Annotated in this window: 20 protein-coding genes; 10 read left to right on the top strand and 10 right to left on the bottom strand. The window is 70.7% G+C overall.

The features are described 5' to 3' along the window. The 3 genes from AOK08_RS06845 to AOK08_RS06835 form a co-directional block, all read right to left on the bottom strand. On the bottom strand, positions 1–2,144 hold a 2,144-nt coding region (locus AOK08_RS06845; RefSeq protein ID WP_055524541.1), incomplete at its 3' end, for a 3-hydroxyacyl-CoA dehydrogenase NAD-binding domain-containing protein. Between the two features lie 130 nt (positions 2,145–2,274). Beyond that, positions 2,275–3,489, bottom strand: coding sequence for an acetyl-CoA C-acetyltransferase (locus AOK08_RS06840; protein WP_055524540.1), 1,215 nt, complete (start codon positions 3,487–3,489; stop codon positions 2,275–2,277). A gap of 45 nt (positions 3,490–3,534) precedes the next feature. Beyond that, on the bottom strand, positions 3,535–4,671 hold the full coding sequence (locus tag AOK08_RS06835) for a CaiB/BaiF CoA transferase family protein (RefSeq protein WP_055524539.1): 1,137 nt from the start codon (positions 4,669–4,671) through the stop codon (positions 3,535–3,537). A gap of 250 nt (positions 4,672–4,921) precedes the next feature. Between AOK08_RS06835 and AOK08_RS06830 the strand changes: the two genes are divergently transcribed. Continuing rightward, entirely contained in the window at positions 4,922–6,109 is a 1,188-nt protein-coding gene (locus tag AOK08_RS06830; RefSeq protein ID WP_055524538.1) for a saccharopine dehydrogenase family protein, read from the top strand. A gap of 91 nt (positions 6,110–6,200) precedes the next feature. On the opposite strand, the gene mmpA is transcribed toward AOK08_RS06830, so the two are convergent. The 3 genes from mmpA to AOK08_RS06815 form a co-directional block, all read right to left on the bottom strand. Continuing rightward, positions 6,201–6,347: a morphogenic membrane protein MmpA gene (gene mmpA, locus AOK08_RS46350; RefSeq protein WP_198539130.1), complete on the bottom strand. Its 147-nt coding sequence runs from the start codon at positions 6,345–6,347 to the stop codon at positions 6,201–6,203. A 123-nt stretch (positions 6,348–6,470) separates the two neighbouring features. After that, the gene (locus tag AOK08_RS06820) at positions 6,471–7,166 is read right to left on the bottom strand and encodes an endonuclease V (RefSeq protein WP_107100879.1); all 696 of its coding nucleotides are present in this window, start codon (positions 7,164–7,166) and stop codon (positions 6,471–6,473) included. 104 nt (positions 7,167–7,270) lie between these two features. Then, positions 7,271–8,368: a WD40/YVTN/BNR-like repeat-containing protein gene (locus AOK08_RS06815; RefSeq protein WP_055524535.1), complete on the bottom strand. Its 1,098-nt coding sequence runs from the start codon at positions 8,366–8,368 to the stop codon at positions 7,271–7,273. Positions 8,369–8,575: 207 nt separating this feature from the next. On the opposite strand from AOK08_RS06815, the gene ssgD reads away from it, so the two are divergent. The 4 genes from ssgD (at position 8,576) to AOK08_RS06795 (ending at position 13,014) form a co-directional block, all read left to right on the top strand. Further along, positions 8,576–8,992 carry a spore wall synthesis regulator SsgD gene (gene ssgD / locus AOK08_RS06810; RefSeq protein WP_055524546.1) on the top strand — a complete coding sequence of 139 codons (417 nt, stop codon included), beginning with the start codon at positions 8,576–8,578 and terminating at the stop codon, positions 8,990–8,992. A 346-nt stretch (positions 8,993–9,338) separates the two neighbouring features. Then, entirely contained in the window at positions 9,339–10,955 is a 1,617-nt protein-coding gene (locus AOK08_RS06805; protein ID WP_055524534.1) for an ABC-F family ATP-binding cassette domain-containing protein, read from the top strand. Positions 10,956–11,060: 105 nt separating this feature from the next. Further along, positions 11,061–11,837 (top strand): dimethylargininase, encoded by a 777-nt coding sequence (ddaH, locus tag AOK08_RS06800; protein ID WP_055524533.1) that lies wholly within the window; start codon positions 11,061–11,063, stop codon positions 11,835–11,837. A 199-nt stretch (positions 11,838–12,036) separates the two neighbouring features. Continuing rightward, positions 12,037–13,014 carry an acyl-ACP desaturase gene (locus tag AOK08_RS06795; RefSeq protein WP_055524532.1) on the top strand — a complete coding sequence of 326 codons (978 nt, stop codon included), beginning with the start codon at positions 12,037–12,039 and terminating at the stop codon, positions 13,012–13,014. A gap of 200 nt (positions 13,015–13,214) precedes the next feature. Here the strand turns inward: AOK08_RS06795 and AOK08_RS06790 are convergent, their stop codons facing one another. Then, positions 13,215–13,478 carry a WhiB family transcriptional regulator gene (locus tag AOK08_RS06790; RefSeq protein ID WP_055524531.1) on the bottom strand — a complete coding sequence of 88 codons (264 nt, stop codon included), beginning with the start codon at positions 13,476–13,478 and terminating at the stop codon, positions 13,215–13,217. 273 nt (positions 13,479–13,751) lie between these two features. On the opposite strand from AOK08_RS06790, the gene AOK08_RS06785 reads away from it, so the two are divergent. Then, positions 13,752–14,543 (top strand): VOC family protein, encoded by a 792-nt coding sequence (locus AOK08_RS06785; RefSeq protein ID WP_055524545.1) that lies wholly within the window; start codon positions 13,752–13,754, stop codon positions 14,541–14,543. 273 nt (positions 14,544–14,816) lie between these two features. Here AOK08_RS06785 and AOK08_RS06780 read toward each other — a convergent pair whose 3' ends face one another. Both AOK08_RS06780 and AOK08_RS06775 read right to left on the bottom strand, forming a co-directional pair. Then, positions 14,817–15,887 (bottom strand): LacI family DNA-binding transcriptional regulator, encoded by a 1,071-nt coding sequence (locus AOK08_RS06780; RefSeq protein WP_055524530.1) that lies wholly within the window; start codon positions 15,885–15,887, stop codon positions 14,817–14,819. 105 nt (positions 15,888–15,992) lie between these two features. Next, positions 15,993–17,012, bottom strand: a complete 1,020-nt coding sequence (locus AOK08_RS06775) for a multicopper oxidase domain-containing protein (RefSeq protein WP_055524544.1) — start codon at positions 17,010–17,012, stop codon at positions 15,993–15,995. Between the two features lie 262 nt (positions 17,013–17,274). On the opposite strand from AOK08_RS06775, the gene AOK08_RS06770 reads away from it, so the two are divergent. Together AOK08_RS06770 and AOK08_RS06765 are read left to right on the top strand one after the other, a co-directional pair. Next, positions 17,275–19,776 (top strand): ThuA domain-containing protein, encoded by a 2,502-nt coding sequence (locus AOK08_RS06770; RefSeq protein WP_055524529.1) that lies wholly within the window; start codon positions 17,275–17,277, stop codon positions 19,774–19,776. Positions 19,777–19,832: 56 nt separating this feature from the next. Next, complete coding sequence (locus tag AOK08_RS06765; protein ID WP_055524543.1) at positions 19,833–22,007, top strand: OmpL47-type beta-barrel domain-containing protein; 2,175 nt, start codon at positions 19,833–19,835, stop codon at positions 22,005–22,007. A gap of 36 nt (positions 22,008–22,043) precedes the next feature. On the opposite strand, the gene ligD is transcribed toward AOK08_RS06765, so the two are convergent. Next, positions 22,044–23,054, bottom strand: a complete 1,011-nt coding sequence (ligD, locus tag AOK08_RS06760; RefSeq protein WP_055524528.1) for a non-homologous end-joining DNA ligase — start codon at positions 23,052–23,054, stop codon at positions 22,044–22,046. 74 nt (positions 23,055–23,128) lie between these two features. Between ligD and AOK08_RS06755 the strand changes: the two genes are divergently transcribed. Continuing rightward, positions 23,129–24,199 (top strand): ATP-dependent DNA ligase, encoded by a 1,071-nt coding sequence (locus AOK08_RS06755; protein WP_055524527.1) that lies wholly within the window; start codon positions 23,129–23,131, stop codon positions 24,197–24,199. A gap of 111 nt (positions 24,200–24,310) precedes the next feature. Beyond that, a partial coding sequence (locus AOK08_RS06750) for a DUF3048 N-terminal domain-containing protein (protein WP_055524542.1) occupies positions 24,311–25,043 on the top strand: 733 nt, incomplete at its 3' end.

Here is a 25,043-nt window from a genome sequence, read left to right as displayed (position 1 = left end):
ACCAGCAGCCCCGGCGGAGCGAACCGCTCCCCGTACCGCTCCGCCAGCTCACGCGCGCGGGCCACGAACCCCGGCAGCCCGCCCTCGTAGCCGTTGATGTACTGCAACACACCCCCCGTCCAGCCCGGGAACCCGATCCCGAAGATCGACCCGATGTTGGCGTCGGCGACCGACGTCAGCACGCCCTCCTCCACCAGCCTCACCGTGTCCAACGCCTCCGAGAACAACATGCGTTCCTGCATGTCCACGAAGGGGATCGACGCACCGGCGGCGTCCGCCGGCGTGAAGTGCTCCCGCAGCCCCGGCCACAGCCCCGCCCGCCTGCTGTCCTCCCCGTACTCGTAGAACCCGCCGCCCCCGCTCCGCCCGGTACGCCCGAACTCGTCCACCATGCGGTCGATCACCGCTTCGGCGGGATGCGTGGCCCAGGTGCCGCCGGCCTCCTCCACCGCCCGCTTGGACTCCGCCCGGATCCGGCGTGGCAGGGTCAGCGTCAGCTCGTCGACCAGGGACAGCACCTTCGCCGGGTAACCCGCCTGCGCCGCCGCCTGTTCGACCGACGCGGGCTCGATGCCCTCACCGACCATCGCGACGCCCTCGTTGATGAAGTGCCCGATGACCCGTGAGGTGAAGAAGCCGCGCGAGTCATTGACGACGATCGGGGTCTTCCTGATCTGCCGGACCAGGTCGAAGGCCCGCGCCAGTGCCTCATCCCCCGTCCGCTCGCCCTTGATGATCTCGACCAGCGGCATCTTGTCGACCGGCGAGAAGAAGTGCAGCCCGACGAAGTCGGCCTGGCGTTCGACGCCTTCGGCGAGGGCGGTGATGGGGAGCGTGGAGGTGTTGGAGCACAGCAGGGCGTCCGGCGCGACGAGGTGCTGGATCTCCTGGAACACCTTGTGCTTCAGGGCGGGGTCCTCGAACACCGCCTCGATGACCGCGTCGCAGCCGGCCACGTCCTGCGGGTCGGCCGTCGGTGTGATGCGGGCGAGCAGCTCGTCCGCCTTCTCCTGGCTCGTACGTCCCCGGGAGACCGCCTTCGCGCACAGCTTCTCGGAGTAGTTCTTGCCCCGGGCCGCCGCCTGCGCCGAGACGTCCTTCAGGACGACCTCGATGCCCGCGCGGGCGCACGAGTAGGCGATGCCCGCGCCCATCATCCCGGCGCCGAGGACCGCCACCCTGCGGACGGGGCGCGGCTCGACCCCCTTGGGTCGGTTGGCGCCCGAGTTGACGGCCTGGAGGTCGAAGAAGAACGCCTGGATCATGTTCTTCGAGGTCTGTCCGGCGGCCAGTTCCACGAAGTAGCGGGCCTCGATGACCTGGGCGGTCTCGAAGTCGACCTGGGCGCCCTCGACGGCCGCCGCGAGGATGTTGCGCGGGGCCGGGTAGGGCGCGCCGTTGGTCTGCTTGCGCAGGTTGGCGGGGAAGGCGGGCAGGTTCGCCGCGAACCTGGGGCTGGCCGGGGTGCCGCCCGGGATGCGGTAGCCGGGCTTGTCCCAGGGCTGCTGCGACTCGGGGTTGGCGTCGATGAAGGCGCGGGCCTTGGCCATCAACTCGTCCTGGGTGGCGGCCACTTCGTCGACGAGGCCGTTGCTCAGGGCGCGCTGGGCGCTGTACTGCTGGCCCTGGAGCAGCACCTTCAGCAGCGCGTCGGCGATGCCCAGCATGCGTACCGTACGGACGACCCCGCCGCCTCCGGGCAGCAGGCCGAGGGTGACCTCGGGGCAGCCGATCTTCGTACCGGGCGTGTCGAGGGCGATCCGGTGGTGGCAGGCCAGCGCGATCTCGTAACCGCCGCCCAGGGCCGCGCCGTTCATCGCCGCGACCACTGGCTTGCCCAGGGTCTCGATGCGGCGCAGGTTCCGCTTGATGGCGAGGCCGCCGTCGAAGAGTTCCTGGGCCGTGTCGGGGGTGACCCGGATCAGGTCGCGCAGGTCGCCGCCAGCGAAGAACGTCTTCTTGGCGGAGGTGATGATGATGCCGCGAATCGTGTCCTTCTCGGCCTCCAGACGGTCGGTGACCACCGCGAGGGAGTCCCGGAACGCCTGGTTCATGGTGTTCGCGGACTGCGCCGGGTCGTCGAGGACGAGGGTTACGAGACCGGTGCGGTCCTGTTCCCAGCGGATGGTGGTGCTCTGTGTCATGACGGGAATCTCCGTAGAAGCTGTCGAAGCTCAGAAGTCTCTTGGTGCCGCCGAAGCCGCGAATCACGCCGATCTCGTTGGCCGCGCTGATCTGGTCGACCGCGCTGATCTCGCCGCATCCGCCGGGAAGTCAGACCCGTTCGACGATCGTCGCGATGCCCATGCCGCCGCCCACGCACAGCGTGGCGAGGCCGTAGCGCTTGTCCTGGCGCTCCAGTTCGTCGACGAGCGTGCCGAGGATCATCGCGCCGGTGGCGCCCAGCGGGTGGCCGAGCGCGATGGCGCCGCCATTGACGTTGATCTTGTCCAAGGAGAGGCCCATGTCGCGGGCGAAACGCAGGACCACGGCCGCGAACGCCTCGTTGATCTCGACCAGGTCGATGTCGTCGATGGTCAGCCCGGCCTTGGCGAGCGCCTTGCGGGTCGCGGGCGCCGGGCCGGTGAGCATGATGGTGGGCTCGGAGCCGGACACGGCGGCGGAGACGATCCGCGCGCGGGGACGCAGCCCGTAACGCTCGCCGACCTCCCGGGAGCCGATGGCGACCAGTGAGGCGCCGTCCACGATGCCGGAGGAGTTCCCCGCGTGGTGGACGTGGTCGATCCGTTCGACCCAGTGGTACTTCTGGAGCGCCACGGCGTCGAAGCCGCCCAGGTCGCCGATGTCCGCGAACGACGGCTTGAGCCGGGCCAGGGAGTCGGCCGTGGTGCCGGGGCGCAGGTGTTCGTCGTGGTCGAGGACGACGAGGCCGTTGCGGTCCTTCACCGGGACGAGGGACCGCGCGAAGCGGCCCTCCTTCCACGCCGTCGCCGCCCGCTCCTGGGACAGCGCCGCGTACTCGTCGACGTCGCGCCGTGAGAAGCCCTCGATGGTGGCGATGAGGTCGGCGCCGATACCCTGCGGCACGAAGCCGACGGCCAGGTTGGTCATCGGGTCGTTGAACCAGGCGCCGCCGTCCGAGCCCATCGGCACCCGTGACATCGACTCGACGCCACCGGCGAGTACGAGATCCTCCCAGCCGGAACGCACCTTGGCGGCGGCCATGTTGACGGCCTCCAGACCCGACGCACAGAAGCGGTTCTCCTGGACGCCGGCCACCGTGTCGGGCAGCCCGGCGGCGACGGCGGCGACCCGCGCGATGTCGGAACCCTGGTCGCCGACCGGTCCGACGACGCCGAGCACGATGTCGTCGATCGCGGCCGGGTCGAGGTCCGGGAAGCGGCTCCGGATCTCATGGATGAGGCCGACGACGAGATCGACGGGCTTGGTGCCGTGCAGGGCTCCGCTCGCCTTGCCACGCCCGCGCGGGGTGCGGATCGCGTCGTACACGTACGCTTCGGTGCTCACTGGTGGGCCTTTCGGGGTGGGTTGGGCGAGCGGGGCCGGCCGGGGTCAGCCGCCGTCCCTGAGCAGTCGGGGCACGTCCCAGTCGCGCGCCACGTCCGCCGTGTCGGCGCCGGGCCGGGCGGGGCCGCCACGGATCGACGTATGGGTGACGGAGAACCGGGGCGCGGGGGCGGGCTGGGTTGTGCCGCCGTGGTCGGTGAAGGTGCCACGGGCTGCCAGGTGCGGGTGGTGCGGGGCCTCACGCAGCGAGAGGACGGGGGCCACGCAGGCGTCGGAACCCTCGAAGACGGCCGTCCACTCGTCCCTCGTACGGGCTTTGAAGCGGGCGGTGACGGCCGCGCGCAGGTCGTCCCAGCGGGCGATGTCCTTGCGGGAGGCGGCGTGGCCCTCGACGCCGAGCAGGGTGAGGAACTCGTCGTAGAACTGGGGTTCCAGTGCGCCGACCGCCATGTAACGGCCGTCGGCGGTCTCGTACGTCCCGTAGTACGGGCAGCCGCCGTCGAGGAGGTTGGCGCCGCGCCGGTCCTGCCAGCCGCCCGCCGCGAGCATGCCGTGGATCATCGTGGCGAGGTGGGCGGCACCGTCGACGATCGCGGCGTCCACGACCTGGCCGGTGCCCGTCGCCCGCGCGTGATGGAGGGCGGCGAGGACACCGACGACGAGATAGAGGGAGCCGCCCGCGTAGTCGCCGAGGAGGTTGGCCGGGACGGGCGGCGGCTGTCCGGGGCCGCCGATCAGGCCGAGGGTGCCGGTCGGGGCGAGGTAGGAGATGTCGTGCCCGGCGCGGCGGGCGAGCGGGCCTTCCTGGCCCCAGCCCGTCATCCGGCCGTAGACGAGCCTCGGGTTGCGGGCGTGGCAGCTCTCGGGGCCGATGCCGAGGCGCTCGGCGACGCCGGGGCGGTAGCCCTCGACCAGGATGTCGGCGCGGGCGGCCAGGTCCAGGACCCGGGCAGGTCCGTCGGCCGCCTTCAGGTCCACGATCACCGACCGCTTGCTGCGGTTCGTCACGTCGAACTCGGGGTTGACGGCGAGTACGGCGCCCCCGGGCCGGTCCACCCGGACCACGTCGGCGCCCAGGTCGGCGAGGAGCATGGCGGCGAACGGAGCCGGCCCGATACCGGCCAGCTCGACCACTCGCACTCCGGTGAGCGGGCCGTTTCCCGCCGTCCCCGCCACTGACATCGAGCCCCCCTCACTCCCGTGACACAGCCGATCCGACACCAGCAGCCTGACATCGGTGGTCCGACACCAGCGATGCTAGGAACCGTGTCCCGCTCCGCACAAGGCTTCGCCGGACACTGATTAAGCAAGCGCTTGGCCAAGCCACTTCGTTCCGGACAACGCCCGGCCGCGCGACTCCACTCCCCCTCACGCTAGCCTCGACCACCGACAACGGCGCGGAACGCACGCGCGACGCACATCGAGAGGTGTCATGAGCAGGCCGAGCAGGATGGAACGTCCGTACGACATCGTGCTGTTCGGGGCCACTGGCTTCGTCGGCGCGCTCACCGCCGAGTACCTCGCCGCGAACGCGCCCGACGGTCTGCGCTGGGCGGTCGCGGGCCGTGGCACGGACAAGCTGGAGCGGCTGCGCGAACGGCTCGCGGGCGTCGGCAAGTCCGCCGAGATCGGGGTCCTGACGGCGGACGTGGCCGATCCGGCCTCGCTGCGCGAACTCGCCGGGCACGCGCGCGTGCTGGCATCGACGGTGGGCCCCTATCTGACGTACGGCGAGGACCTGGTCGCCGCCTGCGCGGACGCCGGCACCGACTACCTCGACCTCAGCGGCGAGCCCGAATTCGTCGACCTGGTGTACGTCCGGCACGACACGCGCGCGCGGGAGACCGGCGCCCGGCTGGTGCACGCCTGCGGGTTCGACTCGGTCCCGCACGACCTGGGTGCGTACTTCACCGTCGCACAACTGCCCGAAGGGGTGCCGCTAACCGTGGACGGCTTCGTGCGCACCGACGCGACATTCTCGGGCGGCACCTTCGCCTCGGCCCTCAACCAGTTCTCCCGGGGGCCTCAGATGCTGGCCGCCGCACGCGACCGGCGGCGGCACGAGCCTCGGCTGCTCGGGCGCCGGGCGACCGCCCCCGCGAGCCCGCCCCGGTACGCCTCCGAGGTCGGCGCCTGGGCACTGCCGCTGCCCACCATCGACCCGCAGATCGTGGTGCGCTCGGCACGCGCGCTGGAACGGTACGGCCCCGATTTCCGTTACCGCCATTACGCGGCGGTCCGGCGGCTGCCCTTCGCGGTGGGCGGGGTCGCCGCCGCCGGTGCGGTGTTCGCGGCGGCCCAACTGCCACCCGCGCGGCGCTGGCTGTCGGGGCGGCTCCAGCCGGGCGACGGGCCGAGCGCGGAGCGGCGGGCGAAGAGCTGGTTCTCGGTGCGGTTCGTGGGCGAGGGCGGCGGCCGACGGGTGTTCACGGAGGTCGCGGGCGGCGACCCCGGCTACGACGAGACGGCGAAGATGTTCGCCGAGTCGGCGCTCTGCCTGGCCTTCGACGACCTCCCGGCGACGGCCGGGCAGGTCACCACCGCCGTGGCGATGGGCGACGCGCTGATCGAACGCCTGCGCAAGGCGGGGATCACCTTCCGGGTCGCGGCCGGCAAGTGACCCGGCCGGGGCCTCGGCGGACTCCCGGGGCTTCCCGGGGCTTCCCGGGGCTTCCCGGGGCTTCCCGGGGCTTACTGAGTCTTGCCGAGACTTACTGGGCCCAGCCCGTGACCGTGTAGATCATGCCGGCGATCCAGGCGAGTCCCGCGAGGACGGCGACGATCAGAGCGGCCGTGACGACGCGTTCGACGGGCTGGGCGGGGCTGGCGACGGGCTTCGGGGCGCGATGCGTGCTCATGGGCACAGCCTGCCGAGAGCCCGGGCCGGCCGGCATCCGTACAGGTACTCAGAACACGTACTCAGATGATCATTCGAGCCGCCCGCAGCGGCTCGACACACGGAGCGGCCCCACACGTTCCCTTCACGCGGTCGCCTCCTTCAGCGCCCGTCTGCACAGGGCGTCCGCCCGGCGGGTCGTCTCCGGGAGGCGGTACTCCGGGGTGAGCGCGAGAGTGTGGGCGCAGGCCGTGTCGAGGGCCGTGCGGTGGCCGACGGAGACGAACACCGGTTTGACGGCGTCCCTGGTGCGCAGGGCGCGGCCGACCTCCTCCGGGCCCGCCAGGAGCGGGGACGCCGATCCGCGCGGGGCACCCGGCTCCTCGTAGCCGAAGGTGAACGGGTTCTTCGCGACGCCGATCGTGGGGAGCCCGGTGAGGACGCCGAGGTGGCTCGCGAGGCCGAAGCGGCGCGGGTGGGCCAGGCCGTAGCCGTCGCAGACGACGAGGCCGGGCGGGACGGGCAGCGCCTCCAGGGCGGCCAGGACGGCCGGGATCTCGCGGAAGGCGAGCAGGCCGGGCACGTACGGGAAGGGGACCCGCCCGGCTGCCGTGGCCTCGGCGACCACGTCGAGGCTCCCCGCGTCCAGGACGACCGCGGCGGCCACGACGAGGTCGAGCTCGTCGTCGTAGGCGACATCGACGCCCGTGACGTGCCCGGTGCCGGGCGGCGGCCCCGGCTCGTCCAGGACCAGCCGCAGCCGCAGCTCGTCCTGGACCGCGCGGGCCCGCTCCTCGGTCGCGGGCCAGTCCGCCGGAATGGGTACGGTCGTCGTCGTCATCGCCATGATGACGACGAGCGTACGGGCCCGCGCCCCAAGCCACTTGCCCCTTCCTCGCTCGCGACGTCCTGTCGGGCGTCGGCCGCTGAGCGGGTACCCGGGCCTCAGGATTCGAGCCGGGCCACGCGTCCCTTCTCGCCGGCGGCCCAGCAGCCCAGGTCGGGGGTGCAGTCCACGGTGTCGTACGAGCCGGTGTCGACGGTCTGCCAGGTGCGCCCCGCGTCCGTGGTGAGATCGGTGCCGGTCGGGCCGACCGCGAGCGCCGTCGTGCGGCTGTCCGGGAGCCAGGCGACGCCGGAGCGGTAGGCGGGCGGCGGCGCGGTCGCCGTCGTCCAGGTGCGTCCGCCGTCCGAGGTAACCGCCCCCGCGCGCGGGGATGCCTGGTCGGAGCGGTAGTCGCCGCCGACGGCCAGTCCGTGCGTACGGTCACGGAAGGCGAGCGCGAAGACACCACGGGCCGGGTCGCCCGCCGGAATCGGTGTGTCGGTGGCCGTCCAGGTGAGCCCTCGGTCGGCGGAGTGCAGCACACGCGCGCGTACGCCCCCGCCCGTGGCCAGCCACGCGTCGCGCGGCCCGGAACTCACCAGGCACTGTCCGCTCGCCGCGAAGCCCGCCTCGCCGTCCAGGGCGGCCGGCATGCCGTCGCCCGGCAGCACCGCCCAGGATCGTCCGCCGTCGCTGGTGGAGAGGATGCGGAACCGCCCGTCCACCGGGTCGCTCATCGCGAGGCCGTGGCGGTGGTCGAAGAAGGTGAGGCAGTCGTAGAAGGCGCGGGAGTCGGTGTTGCGAAAGGACTCGGTCCAGGTCTCACCGCCGTCGTCGGTGCGGTAGACGCGGGAGTCCTCCCCCTCGCCGATGGCCAGGACCACAGCGCGCCGGGCGTCGAACGCCTCGATGTCCCGGAACTGGAGCTCTGCCGCGCCCTGCGGAGAGACGTTTCGCCAGGTCGTTCCGCCGTCGGTGGTGCGCAGGACGGTGCCCTGGGTGCCGGCGACCCAGGCGATGTTCCGGCTGACGGCGGACAGTCCACGGAAGCGGACGTCGGGCGCGCCGCTGTCCTTCGGCGCCCAGTGCGGCGCGCGGTGCCCGGCGCCGGGGACGGCGCCTGTCCCCTCGTACGCCTGCGCGGGTGCGGCCGGTCCCGCGACGACGGCCACGGCGGCGAGCGCCGCGTACGCCCCTGCCAGCACCGTCCGGCTCATCCGCCTCGCCCGCCTTGTCCGACTCGTACGCCCGTTCTGTCGCAGCATCCCCATGATTCCCATGGCGGGCGAAGTTAGCAGTGAATCAGCCCGGTGACCGAGGTCACGCCGAATTCAGATGCACTGATGGGCTCATTACAGCGTCTCTGTCAGTGTGCGGACCGTTCCATCCCGGAGTCCGGCCAACCGTCACAAGGGAGCATGGCGTTGTTCACCGTCATCGAACAGCTCGTAGAGGCCCGTCTCGTCGCCGCGGCACCGCGGATGACGAGCATTCCCGCAACGCTCACCTACGACCGGAGCGACCCGTTCGCGGTCCGGATGACCTTCCCCGCGCCGGCCACACTGGAGGGCGTGGAGGTCTGCTGGACCTTCGCCCGCGAGCTTCTCGCCGACGGCATGCTGGACCCGCAGGGCCACGGCGACGTAAGAGTGCGGCCGTACGGCTACGACCGTACGGTGCTGGAGTTCCACGCCCCCGAGGGGACCGCGGTCGTGCATGTCCGCTCCGGCGAGCTGCGGCGCTTCCTGGCGGCCACCAACGAGCTGGTACCGGTCGGCCTGGAGCATCTCCAGACGGACCTGGACCGGGATCTCGCGGAACTGATGCGCGACGCCCTGTGACACCGGCTCCGCTCCGGTCCTTCGACTCCTTCGATGCCTTCGATGCCTTCGATGCCTTCGATGCCTTCGAATAATCCTTTGACAGCCTGAAACGCCTCTTCCTACGCTTGCAGCGGTCCTGTTGCCGTCGAATTGGAGAAGGACGTTGCTCTACTGAGGTCCTGAGACACCGCGCCCCACACCCTTCGGTGGTGTGTGCGCGCAGCGTGCGACCTCGGTGTTCGAGCCGTCCATGACTCCGTCCGGAGCAGGGCTTTTCTCGTGCCGCCAGAACTCTCCCGCCGCTCCGCCCGCCGGTGTCTCGACACGCGTTTGCCCCGACCGACCCAAGCAACCGCGAGGCCCTATGTCAGCCACCATTTCTGTCGCCGTCACCTCCCTGTCCTTCGCCTGGCCCGACGGCACCACCGTCTTCGACGGTCTCGACGTCGCCTTCGGCCCGGGCCGCACCGGGCTCGTCGGCATCAACGGGGCAGGAAAATCAACCCTGTTGAAGATCGTCGCCGGGCAACTGCGGCCCGCCGACGGCACCGTCCGCGTCGCGGGCGACGTCGGTTACCTGCCACAGAACGTCACCCTCGACACCGCGCTGCGCGTCGAGGACGTCCTCGGCATCTCCGCCCAACGGGCCGCGCTGCACGCCATCGAGGCGGGCGACGTGACCGAGGCGCACTTCGAGACGATCGGCGACGACTGGGACGTGGAGGAGCGCGCCCTTGTCACACTCGGTGAACTCGGCCTGGGCCACATCGACCTGGACCGCACCGTCGGCGAGGTCTCGGGTGGCGAGGCGGTCCTCCTTCGGCTGGCGGCACTGCTGCTGGACCGCCCGGACGTCCTTCTGCTGGACGAGCCGACCAACAACCTGGACCTGTACGCGCGCCGGCGGCTGTACACGGCCGTCTCCTCCTGGCCCGGCGTGCTGATCGTGGTCAGCCACGACCGTGAACTCCTGGACCTGGTCGACCAGATCGCCGATCTGCGCGCCGGCGAGGTCACCTGGTACGGCGGCAACTTCTCGGCGTACGAGGAGGCGCTCGCGGGCGAGCAGGAGGCGGCCGAGCGCATGGTGCGCGTGGCCGAGGCGGACCTGAAGAAGCAGAAGCGCGAACTGGCCGACGCCCAGGTCAAGTTGGCCCGCCGCAAGAAGTACGGGCAGAAGATGTTCGAGCAGAAGCGTGAGCCGAAGATCGTCATGGGGGCGCGCAGAAGGGCCGCCCAGGAGTCGGCGGGCAAGCACCGCATCATGCACGAGGAGCGGCTCGCCGGTGCCAAGGAGCGGCTCGACGAGGCGGTGGAGGCCGTACGGGACGACGACGAGATCCGCATCGACCTGCCGTACACGGCCGTACCGCCCGGGCGTACCGTACTCACGCTCCTGGACCTGGAGTTGGCGTACGGGGCGAGCGCGGGCTCCTTCGATCTGCGCGGGCCCGAGCGGGTCGCGCTGATCGGGCGCAACGGGGCAGGCAAGACGACCCTGTTGCGGACGATCGCCGGGGAACTGGCCCCGGTCTCAGGGGAGACGAAGACGCACGTACCGCTGCGTTTCCTGCCGCAGCGGCTCGATGTCCTCGACGACGAGCTGACCGTCGCGGAGAACGTGGCCCGGTTCACCCCGGGCGCCACCAACAACCGGGTCCGCGCCCGGCTGGCCCGCTTCCTCTTCCGGGGTGCCCGCGCCGACCAGCGGGCGGCGACCCTGTCGGGCGGCGAACGGTTCCGTGCCGCCCTGGCCGCCCTGATGCTGGCGGAGCCCGCGCCCCAGCTCCTGATGCTGGACGAGCCGACGAACAACCTGGACATGGCGAGCGCGCGACAGCTCACGACGGCTCTGGACTCGTACGAGGGAGCGCTGATCGTCGCCAGTCACGACCTGCCGTTCCTGGAGTCGATCGGGATCACCCGGTGGCTGCTGCTGGACGGGGAGCTGAAGGAGATCACCCCGGAGGAGGTGGGATGATCGGCGGCAGGGCTCGGCCCCGGCTCTGACCTCCGGGGCTTTTGTCCGAACAGGTGCGGGCTGCATGATGTGCGCGGACACCCCCTTCCGATACGGAGCTCCCTCGTGCCCAGTAAGAAGGCCCTCATACGCCGCCCCAGCCCGCGCCTGGCCGAGGGCCTCGTCACGCACATCGAACGCGAGGAGATCGACACCGACCTCGCCGGCCTGCAGTGGGAGGCGTACGCGGAGACGCTGCGCACGCACGGCTGGGACACGGTCGAGGTGGAGCCGGTGGACGACTGCCCGGACTCGGTCTTCGTCGAGGACGCGGTGGTCGTCTACCGGAACGTCGCGCTGATCACGCGGCCCGGCGCCGACTCCCGGCGCGGTGAGACCAGCGGCGTCGAGGAGGCGGTGGCCCGCCTCGGCTGCTCGGTGAACTGGGTCTGGGAGCCGGGCACCCTGGAGGGCGGTGACGTCCTCAAGGTCGGCGACACCATGTACGTCGGGCGGGGCGGGCGGACCAACGCCGCCGGGGTGCAGCAGCTCAGGGCCGTGTTCGAACCGCTGGGTGCCCGAGTCGTCGCCGTGCCGGTGAGCAAGGTGCTGCACCTGAAGTCGGCGGTGACCGCGCTGCCGGACGGGACCGTCATCGGGTACGCGCCGCTGGTGGACACCCCGTCCCTGTTCCCGCGCTTCCTGCCGGTGCCGGAGGAGTCCGGGGCGCACGTGGTCCTGCTGGACGGCGGCAAGCTGCTGATGGCGGCGAGCGCCCCGAAGACTGCCGAACTGCTCGCCGAGCTCGGGCACGAGCCGGTGCTCGTCGACATCAGCGAGTTCGAGAAACTCGAAGGCTGTGTGACCTGCCTCTCGGTCCGCCTGCGGGAGCTGTACACCTGACCGGGCGATCGACGCACTCGTTCGGCCTCGGACCAGCGGGTCCGGAACCTGGCCGAGTTCGGGCACCAACCCGCTGATCAGCGACCTTTACACCACCCATAACTTACGGTGGCGTAACCTACGGGAACGTAGCCTACGATGCCGTAGGTTGAGTACCGGCAGTCCGCTTACCCGCTCGCAACGTCATTCTGGAGCATTCATGACGATCACTTCTCCGCACCTCGGCAGCCCGTCCAGCGAGTGGACCGACGCTCGGCTGCTGTACGCCCTGGAAGAAGTGGTCGAGACGGAGCTCAACCGTCACCTGAAGGTCGCCAAGGACTGGATGCCGCACGAGTACGTGCCGTGGAGCGACGCCCGCAACTTCCCCGGCCTCTTCGAGGACGGCGAGGCCTGGGACAAGGAGCAGTCCAAGGTCACCGAGCTGGGCCGGATCGCCCTGGTCGTCAACCTGCTCACCGAGGACAACCTCCCCAGCTACCACCACGAGATCGCCAGCCTGTTCGGCCGCGACGGCGCCTGGGGCACCTGGGTGCACCGCTGGACGGCGGAGGAGGGCCGGCACGGCATCGTGATGCGCGACTACCTGCTCGCCTCCCGCGCGGTCGACCCGGACAAGCTCGAAGCGTTCCGTATGCAGCACATGGCCGAGGGCTTCGAGTCGGACAACCGGCACTCGATGCTGCACTCGGTGGCGTACGTCGCCTTCCAGGAGCTGGCCACCCGCGTCTCGCACCGCAACACCGGCCACCAGTCCGGCGACCCGGTCTGCGACCGCATGCTGGCCCGCATCGCGACCGACGAGAACCTGCACATGGTCTTCTACCGGAACCTGTTGAAGGCCGCGTTCGATCTCGCGCCCGACCTGACCATGCAGGCGGTACGGGACGTGATCGTCAACTTCCGGATGCCCGGTCACGGTATGCCCGGCTTCGAGCGGGCCGCCGCGCAGATGGCGATCGGCGAGGTCTACAACATGCGCATCCACCACGACGACGTGCTCCAGCCCGTCCTGCGCCACCTCAAGGTGATGGACATGACAGACCTGGGCCCCGAGGGTCTCCAGGCACAGGACGAGCTGGGCATGTACATGGGCGGCCTGGACTCGGAGGCCCGCAAGTTCGACGAGAAGCTCGCGGCCCGCAAGGCTCGCATGGCGGCCCGCGCCGCCGGCTGACCCACTTCGTCACACGGTCACCCGTACATCGCCCCGTACACCGAGTCACTCGTACGTCCAGCCACTCGTACGTCGAGTCACTTCTACGCCGTCACCTCGGCAGGCGCCGCGCCCCGCGCGTCGGCCACGAGGTGGCGGCGCAGTGCTGTGCGCGCGGGGATCCTCGCAGGGGTCAGGGGTCAGGGGTCAGAGGTCAGCAGTCAGGGGGAAGTGTGCGAGGCGTGCGAGGTGCGCCGGAGGTCGAGCCGCTCCTTCTCGGAGAGGCCGCCCCAGACGCCGAACCGTTCGTCGTTGCTGAGTGCGTACTCCAGACAGGCGGGGCGCATCTCACACATCCCGCAGATGCGCTTCGCCTCGCGCACCGAGCTGCCGGGCTCGGGAAAGAAGAAGTCGGCCCCGGTCTGCGCGCACAGGGCCTGCGCCTGCCAGGCGCTGTCCATCGGGGTGATCGTCTCGTAGTGCATGCAGGCGATCGTGCCGGGCGGCAAAAAACGTTCGCTCAACGTCCGATCAACAGTGCGGCCCGAGCGGATCGCGCCCCTCGCCTGTACGCCTGTACGCCTGATGATGGTCCCGCCGGACGCGCGAGCGCACGGCGGCGCGCGGAGCGCTGCGGGACAAGGTGCGCCCGGGGCAGCAGAAGCGCTCCGGCAGCGATTGTCAGTGGGCGGTGCCAGACTCGGCAGAACAGGCAACGGGTCCCTCACAGAGGGCGGGGCCCACAGAGGAGGGCAATGATGCTCACCACTCGTTTCGTGACCGGCGCTCCGAACTGGATCGATCTCGGCACCCCTGACATCGAGGGTGCCACCTCCTTCTACCAGGCGCTCTTCGGCTGGGAGTTCCAGTCGGCGGGCCCCGAGGCCGGCGGCTACGGCTTCTTCCAACTGGGCGGGCGGACCGTCGCGGGCGGCATGCAGAGCGACGAGGGACAGGGCCCGCCGTCCTGGACGGTGTCCTTCCAGACCCCGGACGTCGACGCCACCGCCAAGGCCGCCGAGCAGGCCGGGGGCGGCACACCGGCGCCGCCCATGGATGTCATGGACGCGGGCCGGATGGCCATCCTCACCGACACCACCGGCGCCGTCTTCGGCCTCTGGCAGCCCGGCCGGATCAAGGGCCTCGACCTCGCCGGTGAGACCGGCTCCCTGTGCTGGGTGGAGCTCTACACGACGGACGTACCCAAGGTCGCCGCGTTCTACGGCGCGGCGCTTGGCCTGGAGACCTCGGCGGTGCCTTTCCCGGGCGGCTCGTACACCTGCGTGAACCCGGCGGGTGCCGGGGAGGACGGGATGTTCGGAGGAGTCGTCGACCTGGCCGACGACCCGACGGGCACGGGGACCACTCCGTACTGGCTGCCGTACTTCGAGGTCACCGACACCGACGCGACGGTCGCGGCGACCCAGGAGCACGGCGGTCGGGTCCTGGTGCCGGCCACGGACGTGGAGGGCGTCGGCCGCATCGCCCGGCTCGCCGACCCGTACGGGGCACGCTTCGCGGTCATCAAGAGCGCACCGACACAGATGTAAAACGCCCCGAAGGGACGCGAGGAACCGGGCGACAGTCCCCCACCGGCCAACGCCGGATGTAGGCGCTCCCAAGGGGCGCGAGCAACCGCACGACCACCCGACACCGGACAGCAAACCCCTCAAAGGGGCGCGGGGAACTGCGCGACCAGCCCCCACCGGACCCGCGCGGAACGAACCCCCTGACGCAGGAACCGGCCGGCGCACGGAACGCATGACCCGGCGAGCGCGTGCCACGGAGTCCGCGCCGACGGCGGAACACCGGCCCGCGAAGCGCTACGCCGAGGCGCGGCGAACCAGCGTCGTCGGCAGGACCAGGCCGGACGGCGCCCCCGCCGGACCTGGCGTGCCGGGCAGGCCGGGCGTACCGGGCGGAGCCGACGCGCCCGAGGGATCGAGGCCGCCCAGCAGCAGGCGGGCCATCAGCCTGCCCATCTCCTCGATGTCCTGCCGGACCGTGGTGAGCGGCGGGTCGGTCTGCTCGGCGACCGGCAACATGTCGTCGAAGCCGACCACGGCGACGTCCTCGGGCACGCGCCGTCCGCGTTGGCGCAGGACGCGGAGAGCGCCCGAGGCGGTGAGGTCGTTGGCGGCGAACACGGCGTCCAGGTCGGGGTGCCGGTCCAGGAGTTCACGCATCGCACGTTCCCCGCCGGCCGGCGTGAAGTCGCTCTCGGCGATCAGCCGAGGGTCGGCGGCGGGCCGGACGTCCCGGAACCCGTCGAGCCGGTCCGCCGCCGAGGTCTGGTCCAGGGGACCCGTGATGTGCGCGATCCGCGTCCGCCCGAGGGCCACGAGATGCCGTACGGCCTCGCGGGCCCCGCCCCGGTTGTCGCTGTCGACGTACGCGGCGTCGCGCGTACCGTCGCTCCACCCGGGCCGGCCGCCGAACACGGTCGGCACACCCGCGCGCTGCACCAGGCCGGGCAGCGGATCGTCGAGGTGCAGGGAGAAGACGAGGGCGCCGTCGACATGCCCGCCGGCGAGATACCTGCCGACGCGGGGGTGGTCGTCGCGCCCTTCGGTGAGCAGCAGTACGAGCTGGGAGTCGTGGGCGGTCAACTCCTTGCTGATTCCCCGGAGTTGGAGGGCGAAGAACGGGTCGGCGAAGACCCGGGTCTCCGGTTCGGCGATGACGACGGCGACGGCGTCATGCCGTCTGGTCACCAGGGAGCGGGCGGCCTGGTTGGGCACGTATCCGAGCTCCTCGACGGCCTGTCTGACCCGTTCCACGAGGGGTTTGCGCACACCGTCCCCGCCGTTCACGACGCGTGACGCGGTGGCCCGGGAGACCCCCGCCCGCGCGGCCACGGCCTCCAGGGTGGGACGCGACGCGGTCTCGGTCACTTCGGACTCCTCATCGGCGGTTGCCGAAGAGGATAGTCCCGGCCCGCACCGGACAAGAGCGCTCTCGGATCCCGCAGGATCCCGTCAGTGCCGGCTCGGATCCCGTCAGTGCCCGTGCGTCGACCGCCGCTCCCCCGCGCCACTCGTACCACTCGTACCACTCGCACCACTCGCACCGTGCGGCTCGTACCCGGGAATCGTCCCGTCCTTCTTCCGTACCAGGAACAGACCGGCCATCCCCATGTCCGAGTGGCTCTGCACGTGGCAGTGGTACATCCAGGCGCCCGCCCCGACCCCCTCCCCCGCGATCACCTGGAAGCCGAAGGAGTCCGCCGGGCCCACGATCTTGTTGTCGACGACCTGGCTCGGGTCGTCGGGGCCGGTCAGCAGGCCGGTGCGGTTGTCCGCCCAGCGGTGACCGTGCATATGGAAGGTGTGGTAGTACTCGCCGTGAGTGATCATCACGAACTCGACGCGGTCTCCCACCGTGGCCTCGAAGTCGGGGCTCTGATGGCCGGGCCGGTTGTTGATCGTCATGTCGTTGAAGACGATCGTGTGCGTGGTGTCCGGGAGGATGTCTCCCTTGCGCCGGACGATCACCGGGCCGTAGAGGCCCTTGCGGATGCCGCCGGTGCCGTGTTCGGTGCCGACGACATGGTCGTGGTAGTGCCAGTAGCCCGCGCTGCCGGCCCGCCAGGTGCCGTCGGCACGGCGGCCGGGAACGTGCGTGCGCCAGGTGTGGGTGCGGGTGCCGCCGGGTTCGACCTCGCTGCGGCTGAGCCTGGTTCCGTCGCTGGAGATCTCGTAGTCCAGGCCGTGGACGTGCAGACTCACGGCGACGTCCGTCGTGTTCTCCAGGGTGATGTGCGCCGTGTCGCCCTCGTTCAGCTCGATCAGGGGCCCGGGAACCGACGCGGCGCCCTGCTCGAAGCCGTAGCCCATCCGCCCGTCGGCGAGCCGCTCGGCGTACAGATGGAGGTGCCGTACCTCACCACCGGCCGGAGCGGTCTTCGCGAGTGCGCCGGTCGCGGCCGTCGCGCCGCCCGCCTCCGGGGCGACCGACAACGATGTCGCGACAGCCGCGCCGCCCAGCAGCACTCGCCGACTGAAGCCACGCCTGTCCATGCCACGCCCGTCCATGCCATGCCTGGCATGCATGCCGTCCATGCCGAACTCCCCACGCTGGTAAGGAACTTACGTCGTGGACCGAGAGGAACCGGAGAGACGGTAGCGGCATCGCGCCCGTTTATCCACACTCAGGACAAAGTTCGGGGCAATGCGGTCATACCTCTTGGCGAATCACGCAAAGGGGTCTAGCTTCCGTGGCGTTTGCCGTGGCCGAAGAGGGGTGGGTGACCACATGCGGTTCACATCGCATCAAAAACCGATGACCTTACGAGGGTTGAGCGGACGGCGGAGACGGGCCTGGGCGGCCGGCGTCGCCGCGTCGGTCGTCGCCGCCGGACTGCTGTCGGGGCCCACCGCGAGCGCGCGGCCGGCTCGCGACCTGTCCGTCCCGTCCGACCCGTCATCCGTGACAACGATGTCCGTCAAGTCGCCGCCGGGCGGCAGTGGCGTACGCGTCCTGGTCTTCCATGGTTCGGCGGCGGCCGGGGACGAGTCGCCGGTCGTCGACGCCGGGATCGAGGCGATCGAGCGGATCGGGCTGTCCGGTCCGGTGGATCAGCGCTTCACGGTCGAGGCGACGGCCGACGCCTCCGTGTTCACGGACGGGTCCCGGCTCGGGACCTTCAACGCGATCGTCTTCCTGACCGGCGGCGGTGACATCCTCGACCCGGACCAGGAGGCCGGGCTTGAGGCGTACATGGAGGCCGGCGGCGGTTTCGTCGGTATCCACGACGCGGCGCGGGCGGAGCCGTACTCCGACTGGTTCACCGGCCTGGTGGGCGCCCGGCCGGCGGCCACCAGCCCGACAGCCGTACAGCGCGCGACCGTTGAGGTCGGTGACCGTCGGCACCCGGCCACCAGAGACCTGCCGGCGCAGTGGAGGCGGCCCGACCGGTGGCTGAACTGGGTGAAGAACCCCTCCGGTGACGTGCACACCGTGGCCCGGGTGCGCGAGTCGACGTTCAAGCCGGGTGCCAGCGCCAACGGCTGGGACCATCCGGTGAGTTGGTGCCGTGACTACGACGGCGGACGCTCCTTCTACACCGGCATGGGCGGCACGGTGTCGTCGTACGACGAGACGGATTTCCGGAGCCATCTGCGCGGGGCGCTGCTGTGGACGACGCGGCTGGCGCAGGCCGACTGCAAGGCCACCATCAACGCCAACTACAGGGCGCAGCGCCTGACCCGGCCCAACCAGCCGGGGCAGAGCGACCAGATCGGTGAGCCGCACGGGCTGGTGACCGCGCCCGACGGCCGGGTGTTCTACATCGGGCGGGGCGGCGCCGACTCCTCCCAGCCGGTGGTCACCGACTGGAACGACCCGGACATCGGCAAGGGCAAGGGGCAGATCCACGTCTACGACCCGAGGACCGGGAGGGTCACTCTGGCGGGCGAGCTGACCGTCTTCGGCAACAAGGGCGGCGGTGACGAACTCACCAAGGTCGAGGAGGGGTTGCTCGGCATTGAGCTCGATCCGTCCTTCGAGCGCAACGGCTGGGTGTATCTGCACTACACGCCCCACTCGCACATCAACCGTGACACGAGAATGGCCGAGCGGTACGTCTCCCGTTTCACGCTCGACCAGGCCACCAACCGGCTCGACCTGAACAGCGAGAAGGTGCTGCTCAAGTGGCCGGTGCAGATCCACAGTTGCTGTCACTCGGGCGGCGGGATGGCCTGGGACTCCAAGGGCAACCTGTACATCGCCACCGGTGACAACAACTCCAGTCAGTTCAGCGAGGGTTACTCCGGCAACAATCCCCAACCCGCGTACAAGGGCGTGTCGTTCGCCGACGCCCGGCGCACCGCCGGGAACACCAACAACCTCAACGGCAAGATCCTGCGCATCCATCCGGAGCCCGACGGCACCTACACGCTCCCCGCGGGCAACCTGTTCACGGGCCGGGAGACCGACGAGGGCGGCGGCAAGACCCGAGGGGAGATCTATGTGATGGGGGTCAGGAACCCGGCCCGCATCTCCGTCGACAAGGCGACGGACATCCTCTACGCGGGCTGGGTCGGACCGGACGCGAGTGAGCCGTCGACGACCTGGGGTCCGGCGAAGTACGACACGTTCGCCGCCATCACCCGGGCGGGCAACCGAGGTTGGCCGTACTGCATGGGCAACAAGCAGCCCTACCGGGACCGCAATCTGCCCGATCCGTCGAAGCCGCTGGGCTGGTACGACTGCGACCACCCGAAGAACGAGTCGCCGAACAACGACGGCCTGGTCAATCTGCCGCCGGTCACCGGCAACAACATCTGGTACTCGCCCCAGGGCGGCGCCCCCGACTTCCCGCGCGACGCGAACGGCGTCCCGTCGTACAAGGAGGCGGAGAGCACCTATCTGCTGCCGTGGCTGAAGGGCGGCAGTCAGGCCGCGATGAACGGTCCGGTGTACCGCTACGACGCGACGAGCGCGAGCACGGTCAAGTGGCCCGCCTACTGGGACGGCAAGTGGTTCGTGGGTGACTTCTACGACGCCGACCAGCCGCGCAACGCGGTGCTCACCGACCCGAGGACGCAGGGCGACGGCGGACTGCCCGTCCACGCCGAGTCGTTGAAGAAGATCGTGCCGATCGGGAACGACGGCATCAAGAACCTCATGGACTGGAAGTTCGGCCCCGACGGCTCGCTCTATGTCCTCGACTACGGCCGGGGTTTCTTCACCTCGGACGCCAAGTCGGCGCTGTGGCGGATCACTTATACCGGCGGCGGCCCGACACCCACGATCGGCGACCTCGCGAGGGGAGCGAAGTAGTGCGAACAGTGCGCACACGCAGGCAGGTCTGGACGGCCCTGTTGGCGTCCCTGTTCATGGTCCTCGGGCTGACGTCGACGGCAGGAGCGCGCACGGCCGCCGGGTCCGCCGCCCAACCCACAACCCAGCCGGCCGCAGCCGCTCAGGTCCTCACCTGGACGGCGGGCGACGACATCACCAGGTACGCGTCCGTGCCGGCCACGGCGGTGGCGGGCGCGACGACGATCGTCTTCGAGAACAGCACGGCGACTGGCAACACCTTAGGAATGCCGCACACGTTGACGTTCGACGTCTCCGACCCGGAGTACAACAACGACGTCCCGCTGAACATCCTCGCCAACCCGAACGACAGCCAGGGCGGCCGGCACACGGCCGACGTCACGCTCGCCCCCGGCCGCTACCGCTACTTCTGCACGATCCCCGGCCACGTCCGGATGCAGGGCATCCTCGTGGTGTCGGCAGGGGGCGGCTCCGACACGACTCCCCCGCAGACCTCGGCGACCGTAACTGGTGTGCGCAACTCGCAGGGCCAATACGTCGGTTCGGCGAGCGTGGCGATCGGCGCCACCGACGAAGGGTCAGGCGTGGACCGGGTCGAGTACGCGATCGGCGCCGACGGCGCCTGGCAGCCGTACACCACACCGGTCGTGCTCGACCGGGTCGGCGATCACTCGGTGCGCTACCGGGCCTTCGACAGGGCGGGGAACGCCGCCGCCGAGAAGAGCGTCGCGTTCACGGTGGTCGCGCCGCCGACCGACGACACGTCACCGCCGGAGACGTCGGCGACGGTGAGCGGCGCGCGGAACGCGGACGGTGCCTATCTCGGCATGGCGACGGTCACCGTCTCCGCCTCGGACACCGGGTCCGGGGTCAACACCGTCGAGTACGCGGTGAACAGCGGGAGTTGGCAGCCGTACACCGGGCCGGTGATGGTGCATCAGATCGGCGCCCACAGTGTCCGCTACCGGGCCACCGACAAGGCGGGGAACATCTCCGCCGAGAGGAGCGTCACCTTCACCGTCGTGGCACAGCCGGCCGAGGACACCACACCGCCCGTGACCGGAGCGACCGTTGAAGGCACCCGGAACGCCAACGGCGCCTACGTGAACAGCGCGAAGGTGACCGTCAGCGCGACGGACAACCACGGCGGATCGGGGGTCGCCAAGGTCGAGTACTCGCTCGACGGTGGCCCCTATCTGGCGTACACCGCACCGGTGTCGGTCGACCGGGTAGGCGCGCACACCGTGACGTACCGGGCGAGCGACAGGGCGGGCAACACGAGCGAGGCCCGCGCGGTGAGCCTCACGGTCGTGGCGGGCGGCGGAGTTCCGGCGCCCGACTGCCCTGAGTACGACGAGCGGTTGACGGTGATCGTCGGCGCGGTCGACTCGGGGGTGCCCAACCGGGTCACCAACAATCGTTGCCGGATAGGTGAGTTGATCGAGGACGAGCGGGAGTGGACGTCCCACGCCCTGTTCCTCAAGCACGTCCGGACCGTCCTCGACCGGCTCCTCAAGGCCGGGGCGGTCGACGAACGCGAGGACGCGGCGATCGAGGCGGCGGGCCGTGCCTCCGGTATCGGCAGGCCCGGCCAGACCGGGGGCTACCGCACGATCCTCGACGGCACACCCGCGTCCTTCGCCAAGTGGCAGCAGGTGGGCGGCGGTTCGTTCGCGCCGAACGGCGACGGGTCGATCACCAGCGGCACCACGGTCGACGGTCTGGGCATGCTGTGGTTCCCGGAGCGGAAGTACGGCGACTTCTCGCTGAAGCTCCAGTGGCGGGACGACGCGCCCGGCACGGGCAACGCCAACTCCGGTGTGTTCGTACGGTTCCCGTGGGTCCACGGGAACCCGGAGGAGCCCCGGCCGGAGTGGGCCGCCATCAAGTACGGGCACGAGGTGCAGGTGTTCGACCGGCCTGACGGCGACATGTACAAGACGGGGTCGGTCTACGGCTTCGACCGGGTGGGGCTCGCCGGGGCCGGTGTCGCCCAGAAGGGCACCTGGAACGACTACGAGATCAGGGTCGTCGACCAGCACTACTCGGTGTACCGCAACGGCGTGCTGATCAACGAGTTCGACAACACCGGCGGCCAGGACTTCACCCCGCCGCGCGCGGACGACCCGGGCACGGACGGGCGCCGGTTCGCGTCGGGGTACATCGGCCTCCAGGTACACGGCACGACGGACGTGGTCTCGTACCGGGATGTCCGGATCAAGGAACTTTAGGCACAAGGAACTGTGAGGCGAAGCCAGTTGGCGAGGTCACTCCTTGCGGGCCCGGCTCGGCTGTACGCGCTTGGGCTCGCCCGGCATCTTCGGGTACTCCGGGGGATACGGCAGGTCACCGAGTCCGTGCTCGTGTTCGTCGCGGCGGGCGAGTTCGAGCAGGGCGTCGAGGGAGAAGGAGTGGTCGTCCATGTCCTCGTGGACGTCCCCGAGTTGAGCGAAGCGGCCGGGCATGGTCGCGAGGTCGAAGTCCCGGGGCCGCGCGTCGCCGACCTCGTCCCACTTCAGCGGCGCCGAGACCGGGGCGTGCGCGTGGGGCCGTACGGAGTAGGCGGAGGCGATGGTGCGGTCGCGTGCGGTCTGGTTGTAGTCGACGAAGATCCGCTCCCCGCGTTCCTCCTTCCACCACTTGGTGGTCACCTGCTCCGGCATCCGCCGTTCCAGCTCCCGCCCGACGGCGATCGCCGCCCGCCGCACCTGGGTGAACGTCCACCGAGGTTCGATGGGCACGAAGACGTGCAGTCCTCGCCCGCCGGAGGTCTTGGGCCAGCCGCGCAGCCCGCCGAACTCGTCGAGCACCGCGCGCAGTTCGTGCGCGGCGCGCACCGCGTCCTCGTAGTCCGTACCGGGCTGCGGGTCGAGGTCGATGCGCAGTTCGTCGGGGTGGTCGACATCGGCGCGGCGCACCGGCCAGGGGTGGAAGGTGAGGGTGCCGAACTGGGCGGCCCACAGCACGGCGGCGACCTCGGTCGGGCACATCTCGTCGGCGCTGCGACCGCTGGGGAAGGTGATGTGGGCGGTCGGGATCCAGTCGGGCATGTTCTTGGGCGCCCGTTTCTGGAAGAAGTTCTCGCCGCCCACCCCCTCCGGATAGCGCTCCAGGGTGGTGGGCCGGTCACGCAGCGCACGCAGGATGCCGGGCCCGACGGCGAGGTAGTACTGGGCGAGGTCGAGCTTGGTGAAGCCGCGCTCCGGAAAGAACACCTTGTCCGGGCTGGACAGCCGCACCGTCCGGCCGAACGCTTCGAGCTCCACCGCTTCGCCCATGCCAGCCACGGTAGGCGCAGCGCACAAAGCTCGCATACCGGGCGATCGCGGGCGTGGGCGCGCAGAATCGGAGCATGGATCTCCCCGTCATGCCCCCCGTGAAACCCATGCTCGCCAAGTCCGTGGCCAAGATCCCCCCGGGCATGCAGTACGAGGCCAAGTGGGACGGTTTCCGGGCGATCGCGTTCCGGGACGGGGCCGAGGTCGAGGTCACCAGTCGTAACACCAAGTCGCTGACCAGGTATTTCCCCGAGCTGGTGGCGGCCCTGCGGGAGCGGTTGCCCGAGCGTTGTGTGGTGGACGGGGAGATCGTGATCGCGCTCGGCGGGCGGCTCGACTTCGACGCGCTGACCGAGCGTATCCATCCGGCCGAGTCCCGGGTGCGGACGCTGGCGGAGCGGAACCCGGCCTCGTTCGTCGCGTTCGACCTGCTGGCGCTGGGCGACGAGTCGCTCCTCGATGTGCCGATGGCCGACCGGCGCGCGCTGCTCGCCATGGCGCTGTCCGATGTGACCCCGCCGGTGCATCTGGCGCCGGCGACCACGGACGTCGAGGTGGCGGAGCGGTGGTTCGAGCAGTACGAGGGGGCCGGCCTCGACGGTGTCATCGCCAAGCCGCTCACCCTGCGTTACCGGCCGGACGAACGGTTGATGTTCAAGGTCAAGCATGAGCGGACCGCGGACGTGGTGGTCGCCGGGTACCGGCTGCACAAGAGCGGGCCGATCGTGGGTTCACTGCTGCTGGGGCTGTACGACGCCCGGGGGACCCTCCAGCATGTCGGGGTGAGTGCCGCGTTCCCGATGAAGCGGCGCGCCGAACTCGTCGAGGAGTTGGAGCCGCTGCGGCTCTCGGACGTGCGGGAGCATCCGTGGGCCGCCTGGGCGGAGGAGGAGGCGCACGAGGCGGCGCGGCTGCCGGGGGCGCCGAGCCGCTGGTCGGCGAAGAAGGACTTCTCGTGGATTCCGCTGCGGCCCGAACTGGTGGCCGAGGTGGCGTACGACCACATGGAGAACGGGGTGCGCTTCCGCCACACGGCCCGTTTCCGCCGCTGGCGCCCGGATCGTACGGCCGACAGTTGCACGTACGACCAACTGGACGAGCCGGTGAGGTACGACCTCGCCGAGATCCTGGGCACTCAGGGCTGAGGTCACAGCTGAGGTCACACCTGCCCGAAACCGGTCAAGTATGGCCACCAATGCCCCGATAAGCGCACAATCGTAGACACGGACTCGGTGGATGCGGTGGGCATGCGACAGATGGCGCGGACGATACGGGCACGGCGGCGTGGGACGGTCACGGCGGCGCTTGTCGCCGGTGCCGTGACGGCCTCGCTGATGGCCGGCTGCACGTCGGGGCACCGCTCGTCCGACGACGGGCGCGGGCAGAGCCACAGCCCGAGCCAGAACCCCGGGCATCCCGAGTCACCCGGTACGACGGGCGCCGGATCCGTCCTCGCCGTGAAGATCGACAACGTCGGCGCCGCGCGCCCCCAGACGGGTCTGGACGCGGCGGACGTCGTGTACGCCGAGCAGGTCGAGGGCGGGCTGAGCCGGCTGATGGCGGTCTACGCGACCCGGCTGCCGGAGGCCGTCGGGCCGGTGCGCAGCGCACGCGAGTCCGATCTGGAGCTGCTGCGCCAGTTCCACGAGCCGACGCTCGCCTTCTCCGGGGCCCAGAACAAGCTGCTGCCGCTGATCGACCGGGCACCGCTGCACGCCGAACCCCCGGGGGCGGCGCCTTCCGGCGCCTACTACCGGGGTGCCGACCGGGCCGCGCCGCACAACCTCTATCTGCGACCGGGGCGGCTGATCGGCGCCGCGCCGGGTGCGGCGGCGCTGACGACCGGCTACCGCTACGGCGCCGCGCCCGAGGGCGGGACCCCGGTCGCGTCGCGTACCGTCCGCTTCCCGTCGGCGCGCTTCACGTTCACCTGGTCCCCGGACCGGCATCGCTGGCTGGTGTCGATGGACGGCACCCCGACCGTGGTGA

The organism is Streptomyces graminilatus (genome assembly GCF_001418565.1).
Classification (GTDB): Bacteria; Actinomycetota; Actinomycetes; order Streptomycetales; family Streptomycetaceae; genus Streptomyces; species Streptomyces graminilatus.
Note: the sequence above shows the minus strand (reverse complement) of the source record. Positions and strands in the feature narration are given on the sequence as shown.